General features: G+C 69.3%; 12 protein-coding genes. 4 read left to right on the top strand and 8 right to left on the bottom strand.

Going from position 1 to position 14,507, the window contains the following annotated elements; genetic code table 11:
• Positions 1-131: 131 nt before the first annotated feature.
• From D451_RS0119780 to D451_RS0119770, 3 genes are all read right to left on the bottom strand, one after another.
• On the bottom strand, positions 132-1,730 hold the full coding sequence (locus D451_RS0119780) for an ABC-F family ATP-binding cassette domain-containing protein (protein ID WP_014912012.1): 1,599 nt from the start codon (positions 1,728-1,730) through the stop codon (positions 132-134).
• Between the two features lie 263 nt (positions 1,731-1,993).
• Positions 1,994-3,358 carry an AI-2E family transporter gene (locus tag D451_RS0119775; protein ID WP_017535698.1) on the bottom strand — a complete coding sequence of 455 codons (1,365 nt, stop codon included), beginning with the start codon at positions 3,356-3,358 and terminating at the stop codon, positions 1,994-1,996.
• A 123-nt stretch (positions 3,359-3,481) separates the two neighbouring features.
• Positions 3,482-3,889, bottom strand: coding sequence for a YccF domain-containing protein (locus D451_RS0119770; protein ID WP_014913110.1), 408 nt, complete (start codon positions 3,887-3,889; stop codon positions 3,482-3,484).
• Positions 3,890-4,662: 773 nt separating this feature from the next.
• Between D451_RS0119770 and D451_RS0119765 the strand changes: the two genes are divergently transcribed.
• Complete coding sequence (locus D451_RS0119765) at positions 4,663-4,962, top strand: WhiB family transcriptional regulator (protein ID WP_017588640.1); 300 nt, start codon at positions 4,663-4,665, stop codon at positions 4,960-4,962.
• A gap of 169 nt (positions 4,963-5,131) precedes the next feature.
• On the opposite strand, the gene D451_RS0119760 is transcribed toward D451_RS0119765, so the two are convergent.
• Positions 5,132-6,397 carry a phosphoribosyltransferase family protein gene (locus D451_RS0119760; protein WP_017535697.1) on the bottom strand — a complete coding sequence of 422 codons (1,266 nt, stop codon included), beginning with the start codon at positions 6,395-6,397 and terminating at the stop codon, positions 5,132-5,134.
• A 144-nt stretch (positions 6,398-6,541) separates the two neighbouring features.
• Positions 6,542-7,102 carry a GNAT family N-acetyltransferase gene (locus D451_RS0119755; RefSeq protein WP_014911833.1) on the bottom strand — a complete coding sequence of 187 codons (561 nt, stop codon included), beginning with the start codon at positions 7,100-7,102 and terminating at the stop codon, positions 6,542-6,544.
• Positions 7,103-7,378: 276 nt separating this feature from the next.
• Between D451_RS0119755 and D451_RS0119750 the strand changes: the two genes are divergently transcribed.
• Entirely contained in the window at positions 7,379-8,578 is a 1,200-nt protein-coding gene (locus D451_RS0119750) for an MFS transporter (protein WP_014913499.1), read from the top strand.
• Between the two features lie 94 nt (positions 8,579-8,672).
• Here the strand turns inward: D451_RS0119750 and D451_RS0119745 are convergent, their stop codons facing one another.
• From D451_RS0119745 to D451_RS0119735, 3 genes are all read right to left on the bottom strand, one after another.
• Positions 8,673-9,479 carry a hypothetical protein gene (locus D451_RS0119745; RefSeq protein ID WP_026125207.1) on the bottom strand — a complete coding sequence of 269 codons (807 nt, stop codon included), beginning with the start codon at positions 9,477-9,479 and terminating at the stop codon, positions 8,673-8,675.
• A 30-nt stretch (positions 9,480-9,509) separates the two neighbouring features.
• Positions 9,510-11,078, bottom strand: a complete 1,569-nt coding sequence (locus tag D451_RS0119740) for a hypothetical protein (protein ID WP_017535696.1) — start codon at positions 11,076-11,078, stop codon at positions 9,510-9,512.
• Between the two features lie 306 nt (positions 11,079-11,384).
• Positions 11,385-12,395 carry a YihY/virulence factor BrkB family protein gene (locus D451_RS0119735; protein WP_026125205.1) on the bottom strand — a complete coding sequence of 337 codons (1,011 nt, stop codon included), beginning with the start codon at positions 12,393-12,395 and terminating at the stop codon, positions 11,385-11,387.
• A gap of 128 nt (positions 12,396-12,523) precedes the next feature.
• Between D451_RS0119735 and D451_RS28895 the strand changes: the two genes are divergently transcribed.
• The gene (locus tag D451_RS28895; protein WP_017535694.1) at positions 12,524-12,613 is read left to right on the top strand and encodes a putative leader peptide; all 90 of its coding nucleotides are present in this window, start codon (positions 12,524-12,526) and stop codon (positions 12,611-12,613) included.
• Between the two features lie 188 nt (positions 12,614-12,801).
• Positions 12,802-14,499: a nitrite/sulfite reductase gene (locus tag D451_RS0119725; RefSeq protein ID WP_017535693.1), complete on the top strand. Its 1,698-nt coding sequence runs from the start codon at positions 12,802-12,804 to the stop codon at positions 14,497-14,499.
• The last annotated feature ends 8 nt before the right edge of the window (positions 14,500-14,507 follow it).

Here is a 14,507-nt window from a genome sequence, read left to right as displayed (position 1 = left end):
ACCGCCACATTCACCGAACGCCGCGCCGGTCGGCCCACGTTTCGGAAGACCCCTAACCCCGACCGAAAAAGGGGGAGGGTGAACCTCGCGATACGCCGAGCGTCCACCCTCCCCATGATCCCGCCGTCGACTCAGGCCAGGGCGATGAGGTCCTCGAAATCGGGGTTCCACATGTCCTCAACCCCGTCCGGCAGCATGATGACGCGTTCGGGACTCAACGCCTCGACCGCGCCCTCGTCGTGGGTCACCAGTACGATGGCGCCCTTGTAGTTGCGCAGCGCGGCCAGGATCTCCTCGCGGCTGGCCGGGTCCAGGTTGTTGGTGGGCTCGTCCAGCAGCAGCACGTTGGCGCTGGAGACCACCAGGGTGGCCAGCGCCAACCGGGTCTTCTCACCACCCGAGAGCACACCGGCGGGCTTGTCCACGTCGTCACCGGTGAACAGGAACGAACCCAGCGTCTTGCGCGCCTCGACCTCCGGCAGATCCGGGGCCGCGCTCATCATGTTCTCCAGAACGCTGCGGCCCACGTCCAGGGTCTCGTGCTCCTGGGCGTAGTAGCCCATCTTGAGTCCGTGTCCGGGCACGACACGGCCCGTGTCGGGTTCCTCCACACCGCCCAGCAGACGGAGCAGGGTCGTCTTGCCCGCGCCGTTCAGCCCGAGGACGACCACCCGGCTGCCCCGGTCGATGGCCAGGTCGACGCCGGTGAAGATCTCCAGCGATCCGTAGGACTTGGACAGCCCCTCGGCCATCAGCGGGGTGCGACCGCTGGGCGCCGGGTCCGGGAACCGGAGCTTGGCCACCTTGTCGGCCTTGCGCGTCCCCTGCACCCCGTCGAGCAGTTTGTCGGCCCGGTTCAGCATCTGCTGGGCCGCGCGGGCCTTGGTCGCCTTGTACCGGAAGCGCTCGGCCTGCTTACGCAGGTTGTCCGCCTGCTTGGAGGCGTTGGCCAGCTCACGGCGGCGGCGACGCTCGTCGTCCTCGCGCTGGACCTGGTACTGCTTCCAGCCCATGTTGTAGATGTCCATGACGCTGCGGTTGGCGTCCAGGTAGAACACCTTGTTGACCACCTGGTCGACCAGCTCCACGTCGTGACTGATCACGATGAGCCCGCCCTGATGGGTCTTGAGGAAGTCGCGCAGCCACACGATGGAGTCGGCGTCCAGGTGGTTGGTGGGCTCGTCCAGCAGCAGGGTGTCGGCCCCGCTGAACAGGATGCGCGCCAACTCGACCCGACGACGCTGACCACCGGAGAGCGTGTGCAGGGGCTGGGAGAGCGCCTTATCCGGAAGACCGAGACTGGAGGCGATGGCGGCGGCCTCGGATTCGGCGGCGTACCCGCCCAGGACGTGGAGGCGCTCCTCCCAACGGGCGTAGGCGCGCACCCCCTTGTTCCTGGTCTTCTCGTGGTCGCTGGCCATCTTCTTCTCGGCCTCGCGCAGACCTCGGAGCGCCTCGTCGATACCCCGGGCCGACAGGACGCGGTCCTTGGCGATCACGTTCAGGTCGCCGGTGCGCGGGTCCTGGGGCAGGTAGCCGATGGTGCCCGAGGTGGTGACCGTCCCACCGGTGGGAAGTCCCTCCCCCGCCAGCACCTTGGTCATGGTGGTCTTGCCCGCACCGTTGCGGCCGACCAGACCGATCCGGTCCCCCGCCGCGACCTGGAAGGTCGTCGGTTCCAGCAGGAGTCGGGCTCCGACGCGCAGTTCGAGGTCGGTGGCGATCAACATGGGTGGGGCTTCCTCAAAGATGGTGTGGCGGTTCGTCGTCGCGGCCCGGATACGGGGCGCGGGCCGTGTGGTCCGGGTCGCGGGGACGCGGACGGATCGGGCGGATCCGCCTTCGGGCGGACCGATCCAGCCTAACGGCAAGGTCGTGGGAGAGGGCCAGGGTTTTCCGGGCGGACGTCCCGGGCACGGGCGCGCCCCCGACCCCACAACGGGGCCGGGGGCGCCGCGCATTCCTCCATGAGGAAGGAACGGTCCTTCCGGGGTCACTCTCCGGGGGCGTCCTTGTCCCCCTTCTTGGGGGGCTCCTTGGCCGTCGCGGCCTCTCCGGTCTCCTCCGGTCGGGCCACCACGACCACGGCGGACTCCGCCGTCGTCAGGGCTCGACGACGCTTCTCGTCGACCTCCCCTTCGCTCTCGTCCGTGTACTCGTTGTGGGCCGGCGGACGGTTGCGCAACAGAGCGGCCAGGACGGCCGCGACCGGGGTGGCCAGGAACATGCCCGGGATGCCGCCGAGGATGCCGCCCGCCGTGATGGCGATCAGGACGACGGGAGAGGGCAGTTCCAGCGCCTGACCATAGATACGGGGCGCGAAGATGTTGCTCTCCAGCTGCTGGACCAGGACGACCGCGCCGACGATCACCAGGGCGATCACCCAGCCCTCGGTCACGAACGCCACCAACGCGGCGAGCAGGCCGGTGAGGAAGGCACCGATGATCGGTAGGAAGGCCCCGACGAAGGTCAGCACGATCAGCGGGATCGCCAGGTTGATGTCCAGGAAGATGAGCAGGAAGATGCCGATGCCGACGGCGTCGATGAACCCGACCATCGCCACGCCCCGGACGTAACGCCCCATCACCCCGTAGGCGATACCACCGGCGTGGTGCAGCCCAGGACGGGACTTGGGCGGCAGGAGGGTGGCGATCCACTCCATGAGCTTGTCGCCGGAGTGGACGAAGTACACGGTCAGCGCGATGATCAGGACCAGCCCGAGCAGGATCTGCACCACCGCGGCACCGGCGGTCCAGGCTCCGCTGAGCAGACGGTCGGTGTTGTCGGTGATCATCCCCTGGATCTGGAGCCAGGCGTTGTCGATCATCTCGGTGATGAGCGCCGGGTCGAGGAAGGGGATCTGGAGACCCTGGAGTTCGGTGATGGCGCTGGAGACGCTGGCGACCAGCCCTTCGAACCCCTGGATCGCCGGCGAGACGATCATGGTGATCACGCCGCTGAGCACGATCAGGGCCACCAGGATGGAGATCGCGGTGGAGGAACCGCGCCCCAGCCCCTTGCCCCTCAGCCAGTTGGCCAAGGGCATCAACAGGGCCGTGATGAAGACCGCCAGGATCGCGGGCAGGGTGATCACCGAGAGGTGGATGACCGCGTAGACGAGGAGCCCCGCGACCACGCCGACCAGCAGTATCCGCCAGGCGACGTCACTGACCACGCGCAAGAGATCCCCCGCCCCGACGTCGTCCTGCTCCGCGGCGGTCTTCTCCTCCGCCCGGGTCTCGGCCTCGATGCGGGCCTTGTCCTGCGCTTCGAGCAGGGCGAGACGCTCGGCCCGGGCTCTGCGGGCGTCGAGCCACTTGTTCAGGAGCGCCCATACTCCCGGCCGCTGGGCTTGCACATGGACTCCATTCTCTACTGGTGGGTCCGTCCGCTCCGGCCGGAGCGGACACATGGGTACGCGGGGGATGTCGGGGAAGGGGGTCCGTTCGATGCGCCCGGACCCCGTGAGTGGTCAACTCTGTCAGAACTGCCAGGGTTCCCGGGGGTGACCACTGCGAACGATCTCGTTCCCGAAGGGCGCCAGGGCCACGGGGATCATCTTGATCGAGGCCCACGCCATGGGGATACCGATGATCGTGACGGCGAGGCCGACGGCGGTGGTGATGTGTCCGATGGTCAGCCACCAGCCGGCCACGATCACCCAGATCACGTTCAGGAAGGTGGAGCCGCCCCCCGAACCCGGCTTGCGCACGAGTTCGCGACCGAAGGGCCAGAAGGCGTAGCGGGCCATACGGAAGGAGGCGATGCCGAAGGGGATCGTGACGATGAGGAGACAGCAGATGATGCCGGCGATGACATAGCCGACCGCCAGCCAGAATCCGGCGACGAAGAGCCAGATGATGTTGAGGATGAGCCGCAGGAGGGCCACGGTGATTCGTCTCCTTGTGTCTGTCCCGGAATGGGTCCACCCCCGGACGGGAGTCGGACGCACCCTGTTTTCTATCGTCTGGGACGCTCGGACACCACGACCTGTTCCGTTCTTCTTCCCTGGAACCTCCCCTAGGGGGCGAGGCGGAGGGGTGCGGGTCGGGGTCTCGGCGCCGGGTGCGTCCGACCGCCATGCGGGGGTCTCGGCCTCGCCGCCACCGCCGCTCCGTGTCACCGGAGACGCCGCCTCTCCCTCTCCTCGCCGGTGGCGGAGGGTGAGGACATACGGTCGAACCCAATCTCGGAGCGATGTCCCGTCCACAATGTGATCGGCGCATCAGGGGGACCCCCTAGGCAGGAGGGACATAGCCCCATACGATGTGCGGTGTCCTACAGGGAACGGTCGTTCGCGTGATCTGCGACAAACTCGGACAAAAACCAGCAAACCAGATGTCAGCCATCAGGTTTCGGTAACGGTTGGACGAGTAATTTCCCCACCCCCCGTGCACGATCGGGAGTGGGGATGGCATGATTACGTACCGGCTCGGACGGAGGCCGTCACCGCCTCCGCGGCCGTTCGTGTGAGAGCACCCCATCATCGGCAGGCTTCGCCTCTGTGGTGGCGCTTCTCGTGGTCTCAACCACACCGGGGAACAACGCCAGCACCGCTCGACGTTTGCGTCGTGCGGGGTGTCTCGCGCCGCATGACCGACTTTCGGTGACTGAAGCTTTTTACGACAGCTTACTAGTGATTTCAGTAGAGGTGGTTCAAGCATGTCTCAGGTACGTCGGCAGGCCGCGCTGCGCCCCCGCCCGAGCTGGGGGTGGCAGGATGCCGCCGCGTGCCGGGGCGAGGACCTTGTGCTCTTCTTCGGCCCCGATGGCGAACGCCAGCCGGAGCGGGAGATCCGCGAGCGCAAGGCCAAGGAGATCTGTGCGGCCTGCCCGGTTCGAACCGACTGCCTGGACTATGCGATCTCGCGTCCGGAGAAGTACGGGACCTGGGGTGGCCTGAACGAGGACGAGCGCGCCTCCGAGCGTCGTCGCCGCATGCGACGCGCCAACGCCGCCTAGGACCCACGAGTCCCCCGCGCGGATCCCTTCCCACACGGCCCCGGCCCGATGACCCGCGGCGCCCCGACGACGAACGTCGAGGGCGCCGCGGGTCTTCTGTCTTCGAAAGCCCTTCGGGCCCCATCGAATGTCCGACCAGGAAGACATATTCCCGGACACGATCATCCGTTCACCCGGAGCCCCGCGTGAGATGACGGTCGAACCAGTCCAGGGTCCGCACCGCGACCTCGCGCCACGCCTCCCCGTCCCCTTCGGGCGCCGAGACCACGGCCGACTCGACCGGTCCGCCCAGAAGGGCGCGGGCCCGTTCCCCCGCCTCCCGAGCGGAGACGTCCCCGCTCTCCGCGAGAAGGAGGGTGGGCGCCCGTACCCCGGACAGGGCCTCCCCCGCCCGATCGATCCGGCCCCCATGGACCACGATCCCCGCCACGTCCTCGGGCAGCGCCGCCGCCGCGAGGGGCAGGGACGCCGCCGTGGCCCCCGAACACAGGATCCCCAGAGGTTCGCCGGCCGCGTCGGTGGCCCGTCTCAGCCAGGTCACCACCGCCGCGGGCCACTCCGCCGAGGCCTCCTCCTCGTCCGGCGGATCCACCAGCAGGGTCGCGTAACCCGCCCGCCGCAGAGCCGAGGCGATCGCCCGCCCGCGCGGATCCACCCGACCGTGGTCGAAGGCCATCACCACCACGCCCCGCAGTTCCTCCGGCATGGTCAGGTCTCCGTCGACGTAGGCCCGACCGGCGGGGACGCGCACCGCCCTGGCCACCTCGGACCTGGGCCGCGAGCGTTCGACCTCGAAGAGCGTCGACGTGACGTTCTCGTCGGAGAGCTGGCCGAACTCCCGGTACCACTCCCCCACGGAGCGGAAGTTGTCCGGGGCGCCGAGCACCACCAGGGCGTCGACCTCGCCGCGGAGGAGCTCCACCGCCTCCGGAGAGGCCACCGGCACCGCCAGGATCAGTCGGGCGGGCCCGGCCTGGCGTACCGTCCTCAGCGCCGCGCGCGCGGTGCCGCCGGTGGCCGCGCCATCGTCGACGACCACACAGTCGCGTCCGGCGATCCGCGGCAGAGGGCGTTCGCCCCGGTAGGTCCGACGTCGGCGATCGAGTTCGTCGCGTTCGGAGGCCACGGTGTCGGACAGGGCCTGACGCGGAATGTGCATACGGGCCAGGGCGAGATCGTCGTAGAGGACGCGACCGTCCTCGGAGACGGCGCCCACACCGGTCTCCGGATGGCCGGGAAGACCGATCTTGCGCACCACGAGCACGTCGAAGTCCGCCCCCAGGGCGCGGGCGAGCTCCGCGCCCACGGGGACACCGCCCCTGGGCAGGGCCAGCACGAGCGGATCGTCGACCGCGTGGGCGCGCACACGCTCCGCGAGGCGCCGTCCCGCTTCGGCGCGGTCGGCGAAGGGCAGGGAAACGGGTACCGGGTTCATGTCCTCACCGGCACCGGACCGTGAGGCCCGGCACCGCTCCTTCCGCCTGTCCGGAGTGAGCTGCTGGAAACAGTGCTAGCGGCATACCCCGCCGCACGCGGGTTGGAACCCGAGGTCCCCACGTGCCCCTTCGGTCCGCCCCCGTCAGGAGGGGTCGAAACCGTCGCGGAGCACCGCCATCAGCAGGGAGTCGTACCTGCGACCCTCCCAGAGGAGGGAGTCGCGCAGGCGACCCTCGACCGAGAAACCGCAGGAGCGGTAGACGGCGATGGCGCGCATGTTGAAGGCGTACACGTGCAACCAGATCCGGTGCAGACCCACCTCCTCGAAGGCGTGGCGCAGGACCAGCCGTGTGGCCTCCCGCCCCAGCCCTCGGCCGGTGAACTCGATCGCCGAGAGGGCGATGCGGTAGCCGGCCGAGGCGTTCTCCGGGGAGACGTCGTAGAGGGAGAGTTCGCCGAGGTAGCGTCCGTCCTCGGGGGCGGTGATCGCCAGGTCCAGCCGGTCCTCCCTGTCCGCTCTGCTCTCACACCATTTCCGGGCCTGCTCGTAGGTCGGATGACCGTGGGCGCCCATGAGTCTGCGGACCTCCGTGTCCAGGCCCGCCGAGAAATAGGAATCCGTGTGTTCGGGCCCCAGGGGCACCAAACGCACGTTCTCGCCGATGAGGGTGGGTTTTTCTCGCAGTGCGCTCGTATTGATCATGCGGATCTTCCGGTTCGACCGGGGCCGGGTGCGGGCACGGTCCGGGAGAGGTTCGGCGGACGGGGGCCGCACGCGGGAGCGGGCCGCGGGGCGCGAGGGGTTCGGGGGCGGTGCCGGGATCGGCCTCCTGGACACTGGACGACGGGGTCTCCCTATGTAAGACACCTCCGTCCCGCTTGGCAAGCCCATGGCGCGAGGTTCGTGCCCGCCCCCTGTTCACCCGAACGCGGGACTGGATAGCATCTGCCCGCACCGAGACCACCGTGGGAGCCGCTTGTGAACGCCCGGACCGAGACACCGACCGCCCCGCCGCCCGACGCCAGGCGCGCGCGGATCGCGGTGTCGACCCTGTTCTTCGTGAACGGGTTCACCTACACCAACGCGGTGCCCTGGCTCCCCGTGATCAAGGACGACCTGGGGCTGGGCAACGCCGAGTTGGGGCTCGCGATCGCGGCGATGCCGTTCGGAGCGATCCTGACGGGTATGCTCGCCGGTCCTCTCATCCATCGGTTCGGCAGCGGTCCCACCGCCGTGGCGACGAGTCTACTCTCACTGGGAGCGCTTCCATTCATCGCGCTGGCCCAGAACTGGTGGATGCTCGCCGCGACCCTGTTCGTCATGGGAAGCGCGGACGCGTGGACCGATTCGGCCCAGAACTCGCACGGGCTCCGGGTCCAGCGGCGCTACCGACGCAGCATCATCAACACCTTCCACGCGGTCTGGAGCATGGCCGCGGTCGCCGGGGGCCTGCTCGGCGCGACCATGGCCGGGAGCGGGGTACCGATCCTGTGGCACCTGGGCGGGGTGACCGCGATCCTGGTGGCGGTCAACCTGTCGATCGGACGCATGCTCCTGCCCGGGCCGGAGAACAGCGAGCGCGAGGACGGGACCGGCGGCCGGAACGGCGGCCGCACCCGCGTGCCGCCCCGCGCGATCCTCTTGCTCGCCGCCCTCGGGATCCTGCTCATGATGGCCGGCGGCATCGAGGACTCGGCGGCCTCCTGGGGCGCGGTGTACATGAGCACCGAGCTGGGAGCCCCTCTGTTCCTCGCGGCCATGCCGTTCGTGGCCTGCCAGACGATGATGACGGTCGGTCGGCTGTTCGGGGACCGACTGACCGACCGCTTCGGAGCCGTGGCGGTCGGCCATGGCGGTGGTCTCCTCGCCGCCGGTGGCATGGCCCTGGCCCTGGCCCTGCCGCATCCGGCCGCAGCGATCGTCGGCTTCGGGGTCCTAGGGTTGGGGGTCTCCACCCTGTTCCCCCTGACCCTGACCGCCGCCGGGAACGTGCCCGGAGTCCGTACCGGGGACGGGGTGACCGTGGTGGGCTGGCTGGGTCGGGCGGGCTTCCTGGCCTTCCCACCGGCCGTGGGGTTCCTCGCCGACTCGGCGGGGCTGGGCTCGGCCCTGTGGGTGATCGCCGCCGGAGGCGCGGCCGCCTTCCTCTTGGCACCCGCCCTGCGCCCCCGTTCCTGAGGCGTCCCGTCGCGCATACGAAAGGGCCCCGACCTCCGAGGAGGAGATCGGGGCCCGCGCTTCGTCCCGTGTCGCCACGGGGCGGAGCGTGGTGTTACTCGATGACCATGCCCGGACGGCGGCTTCCGGCCCACAGGGCCAGAGCGCCGACACCGGCCACGATGGCGCCGCCGAGCACGAAGCCCGACAGGTCGACGCCGGTCGCGGCGAGGTCCGGGTCGGAGGCGCTCTCCGTCGTCGTGGAGGACGAGGAGGAGGCGGAGGTGGTCGTGTTCGAGGACTGACCGCCGGTCTTGTCACCGCCGGTCTCATCACCACCGGTCCGGTCACTGGGCGGAGGAGTCTGCCCCTCTTCCCCACCGGGCGGAGGAGTCTGATTGTTGTCCTCTTCCTCTTCCTCCTCTTCCCCGCCCTCACCGGGCGGAGGAGTCTGACCGTTGTCCTCTTCCTCTTCCTCTTCCTCCTCTTCCTCGCCCTCACCGGGCGGAGGGGTCTCGCCGGGCGGAGGGGTCTCGCCCTCGCCGCCGTCGCCCTCGTCCTCGTCCTCGTCCTCACCGGGCGGAGGGGTCTCACCGGGCGGAGGGGTCTCGCCGGGCGGAGGGGTCTCGCCGTCGTCGTCACCCGGGGGGTCGAAGACGGGCGGCAGCGGCAGGTCGACCGGAGCGATCTCGGGAAGCGTGGTGACCGCCTCCTCGACCGCGGGGGCCAGGTCGAGCACGGGGGTCTCGACGGCGGGGGCCTCGAACGAGAGGGGTTCCACCTCGGGGGTCTCGACCGCGGGGGCCTCGGCGACCTCGGGGGCGATCTCGTCCACCGTGTCGGCGAACGCCGGACCGGCGGAGAAACCGGCCATGAACAGACCGGCCGCGGTAACGGTGAATACCCGCTTCTTAGGGGACATCCCGCTCCTTTCTTTCACTGGTGTACTGAACTATTCGGGGGGGATGGCATAGAGGTGGTCCTCACGGACCACGACGGCGCGGTCGCCGAGCAGCCCGCGCGGCATCTCCGCGTCCTCGGGGACCTCGACGGTCTCGCCCGAGGCGTCGACCGCCACTCGGGTCCCGTCGAGTTCGCCGAAGATCCGCTCACCGATGGCGATCTCGGGTTCGAAACCCGGGAGCACGGTGGTCTCGCCGCTGCCGGGCTCGAAGAGCACCGGGCCGTAGGCGGCCAGCTCCGACCCCAGAGGTCCGGTGCGGTGGCGCACGTCCTCCAGGTCGTCCGGGTCGACCTCGGCGGTGCCGAGCACCGAACCGTCGATGTTGTCGTGGAAGGCCAGGAGGAGGTCGTCGCCCTCCTCCATCTCCCAGAGGACGATGGCGTAGCCGCGGATGAAGGTCATGATGGAGTCCAGGTCGCCGGCGCCCTCGGGCTCCTCCGGCTCCACCTTCCGGGGGTCCTCGTCGGGGGCGACCCAGTGCCAGGGGCCTCGGAGCACGCCCGCCAGCGCACGGCCGTCCTCGGCGAGCATCGCCCCGGAACCGCCCGGGGTGTCGATCTCCTCGAGCTCGCCGTCGATCGGGACGTAGGCGCTGTCATCGCCGCGCACCAGCACCCCGGAACCGGCGTACTGGGCGGAGGCCGCCTCCCTGAGCTCGATATTGCCCGCGTTGCCGCCCGTCGCGGGCCAGAACCACAGGGCCCCGGCGGTCTCGATCGCGACGTGGGGGGCTCCGTCGTACTCCACGAAACGGGGACTGCCGAGGACCTCCGCCGCTTCGAAGGGCAGGTTCACCGACCATTCGCGCGAGCCATCGGCGTTGAGCAGGTTGAGGCGTTCGGCCGGGTCGATGTAGACGAGGTTCTCGCCGTCGCCGCTGACACCGGGGAGGGTGTCGGGGGCGAGTTCCTCGGTGATCTCGACCGTCGTGGCGTAACCGGGCGGGGCCGGGTGATCCAGTATCGGCCCGTCTGAGGTGGGCTCGTCCTCCCCGGCTTCGGAGGCCGTGGTCGTGGAGTCCGGAAGGAAGCGCAGGACGACCGCGCCCACACCACCGATGAGGGCCAGGGCCAGTACCACGGCGCCCACGATGACGAACACGCGCTTGCGCCCGCCACCGGCCTTCTCCGGGACCGGCGGTGTCGTGTTCGGCGCGGGCCCCGGGGGCGGCGGATCGGCGGCCCGGACGACCCCGTCCGGGGTCGCGACCAGACGCCAGTAGCCGTTGGCGTCGCGCGCGTCGATGAGCACCGGCCCGCCGATCCGCGCGGCGTGACCGGTGGCGACGTCGAGCGCGGCCCGTCTGGTGTCCTTGGGTGCCTGGCCGGACACGACCTGGCGGCGGCCCTCGATGACGATCTCGGCGGTGCGCTCGTCCGGAGCGATGACGATGACGGCGGTGGGTCCGGGATGTCCCGGACGGGACGCCCGGCTCATGGTGCCTCCGAAGGCATGTGGAACATGGACCTGTTCGTATACGGGAGCAGGGGAATCGTGGTCGGCGATGACGTTCGGCGGCGGCTCGGCGAGAAGACCGAACAAGAGGGTGCGGCGCATACGTCGTCGGTGCTGCACGCGATCATACTGATCCTCACCGGAACCGGCCGACTTGATCGGATGCCCGAGAATCGGTCATGGTTCGCACCTCTCCCATCGGTTTTTCGGCCACCTCTCCACTGACCTGCGAAAACCATCTCCCACCTGCGGATGGTCCCGTTCTCCCACATCCATCGACTCTGGTGTGGACACCCCAAAAGACACCTCGGTTCACGCCGAAATTGGCCGGATCCGGCCACCCGGAGTTTCCGAGGACCTACGGGCACGTCTGCGACGCCTCCACGGCACGGCCCCGAGCCCGCGCGGTCAGCGCCCGTTGTGGTCGTTGATCGTGTCGATGACCGCCTGCTCCCTGCGCTGGGCCATACGGTCCGCGCGTTCGAAGTGGCGGTTGGCGAGTTCGGCCCGGGCCGCCGCCGTCCGCATGGTCGGCCACATCGCGTCGATCTCGGAGTTGAGCGAGGAACCCACCAACACCGCGATGGCCATGACGTACAGCCAGGCGAGGATCGCGATCGGCGCGGCCAGGGAACCGTAGATGCTCACTTGACCGAAGGAGGCGTCCAGGTAGGAGCGCAGAAGCGCCGACCCGCCCAAGAGCACCACGGTGGCCAGGACCGCGCCCGGCAGGTGACGCCACAGCGGGGTGCGCACCGGCACGCTGAGCGCGTACAGGAGGGTGACGGCGGTCGTGACCAACAGACCCACGATCGGCCAATAGAGGAGGTTGAGCCAGCCCACGGTGACCGGCAACAGCTCATGGACGAGGTCGGGACCCGACACCATGATCGGCAGCACCAGGACCGCGAAGAACAGCCCGCCCAGGTAGGCGAAGAAGGCGAGCACCCGCTGCCCCATCCAGCCGCGCAGCTCGTCCAGCCCGTAGGAGATCGTGATGGAGCGGATGAACACGTTCATCGCCCGCGACCCCGACCACAGGGACACCAGGAAGGTCACCGACAGCAGACCGCCCTGGACCCCGCCGAGGAAGTCGTCGACCAGCGGTTCCACCACGGATTCGACGGTGTTCGGGGTCAGGACCCGCGCGGCCAGGTCCAGCATCCACTCGCGGATCTCCACCACGAGACCCTCGCCGAACACCGCCGCCAACGGCCCCAGGGCGCCCAACAGGCACAGCAGGAGCGCGGGCAGGGAGATCAGCGCGAAGAAGGCCGATTCGGCGGCCAGCCCGATCACGCGTGAACGCGACAGGGCTCGAAGGGTGCGCAGGATCAGCAGTAGACCACTGTGGAACACCGAATGCCGCCGGAACCACGCGTCGGTCGTACGCCAGAGACCCTCCCAGAAACCCACCACAAGGAGAACGTTATCGGGAGCCGCGGCGGCCCCGACAGGAGCGGACGCGTCCGCCTCCGGACGTGACCCACGTCTCCCTCGGGCGGGCACATCTGGACAAGGACACGGGGGCGTGACATTCTCGCTTCATGATCGCTGCTCTGGACCCCATGCTCCGCGTGCGCCGCCACGTGGACTTCCAGCGGGTCAGCAGCGCCATCTGTCGCAGCGTCGGTTAGTTCCTCGCCGCCTTTACGCACCCCTGTGAGCCAGTGGGTGCCGGCGGCCCCGGCGCTCCCCCCTCGAAACTCCTGTACACGCGGATCTCGTACCCGTAGCACCGACCACGACGACGTGCGGTGTCTACGGGTCTGCGGTGCGGGCGCCGGGACCCCGGCACCCCGCGACCCCATCGGAGACACCCGCGATGCCTCCCTCTTCCGCGCAGCCCGGCAAGGCCCCCGTGGCCGCCAAGCCCCGGCGCACCCGTGGTGAGGGCCAATGGGCCCTCGGTTACCGCGAGCCGCTGAACAAGAACGAGGAGAACAAGAAGAACGACGACGGGCTCAACGTCCGCGATCGGATCATCGACATCTACTCCAAGGGCGGGTTCGACTCCATCGACCCGGCCGACCTCCGAGGCCGGTTCCGCTGGTACGGGCTCTACACCCAGCGCGCCCCCGGCATCGACGGCGGCAAGACCGCCGTGCTGGAGCCCGAGGAACTCGACGACCGCTACTTCATGCTGCGCGTGCGCATCGACGGCGGCCGGCTGAGCGTCGCCCAACTGCGCGCGATCGCCGAGATCTCCCGCGACCACGGGCGCGACACCGCCGACATCACCGACCGACAGAACGTCCAGTACCACTGGATCCGGGTCGAGGACGTGCCCGCGATCTGGGAGAAGCTGGAGTCGGTGGGACTCTCCACCACCGAGGCCTGTGGCGACACCCCTCGGGTGATCATGGGCTGTCCGCTGGCCGGCGTGGCCGAGGACGAGGTCATCGACCCCACCGCGCAGATCCAGGAGATCTACGACGAGCACATCGGCGACCCCCGTTTCTCCAATCTGCCGCGCAAGTTCAAGACCTCCCTGTCGGGGTGCACCTCGCACTGCGTCAACCACGAGATCAACGACGTGGCCTTCGTGGGGGTCCGGAACGAGGCGGGCGAGGTCGGCTACGACCTCTTCGTCGGCGGCGGCCTGTCCACCAACCCGATGTTCGCCCGGCGGTTGGGGACGTTCGTGCGGCCCGAACAGGTCTCCGAGGTCTGGGCCGGAGTGTGCTCCATCTTCCGTGACTACGGCTTCCGCCGGTTGCGGACCCGCGCCCGGATCAAGTTCCTGATCAAGGAGTGGGGCACGGAGCGCTTCCGCGAGGTCCTGGAGAAGGAGTACCTCGGCTACGAACTGCCCGACGGTCCCGCCCCCGTGCTCGACCCGGGGGTGCGCCGCGACCACGTGGGCGTGCACCGTCAGCGCGACGGAAGGTACTACGTGGGCTTCGCGCCCAAGGTCGGCCGGGTCTCGGGCGGCTCGCTGCTCCGGGTGGCCGCGATCGCCGAGGAGCACGGATCGGACCGGATCCGTACCACCCCCGATCAGAAGCTCGTCATCCTCGACATCGAGGAGGACCGGGTCGACTCGATCGCCGCGGCGCTGGAGTCCGAGGGCTTCGAGGTGCGACCGAGCGTGTTCCGTCGTCAGACGATGGCCTGCACCGGCATCGAATTCTGCAAGCTGGCGATCGTGGAGACCAAGGATCGGGCCGCGACCCTGATCGAGGAGTTGGAGCGGCGGCTGCCCGACTTCGAGGAGCCGGTCACCATCAACGTCAACGGCTGCCCGAACTCCTGCGCCCGGATCCAGGTCGCCGACATCGGCCTCAAGGGGCAGCTCGTCCTGAACGAGCGGGGCGAACAGGTGGAGGGCTTCCAGATCCATCTGGGTGGCGGAATGGGGCTCACGCAGTCCTTCGGACGGAAGATCCGCGGTCTGAAGACCACCGCCGATGATCTGCCGGACTACGTCGAACGGGTCCTCCGACGCTTCCAGGAGCAGCGTAAGGACGACGAGAACTTCGCCGCGTGGGCCGCCCGCGCCGACGACTCCGACCTCAAGTGACCTCGGGT

It is taken from the genome of Nocardiopsis alba DSM 43377 (assembly GCF_000341225.1).
GTDB classification, from domain to species: Bacteria; Actinomycetota; Actinomycetes; order Streptosporangiales; family Streptosporangiaceae; genus Nocardiopsis; species Nocardiopsis alba.
Note: the sequence above shows the minus strand (reverse complement) of the source record. Positions and strands in the feature narration are given on the sequence as shown.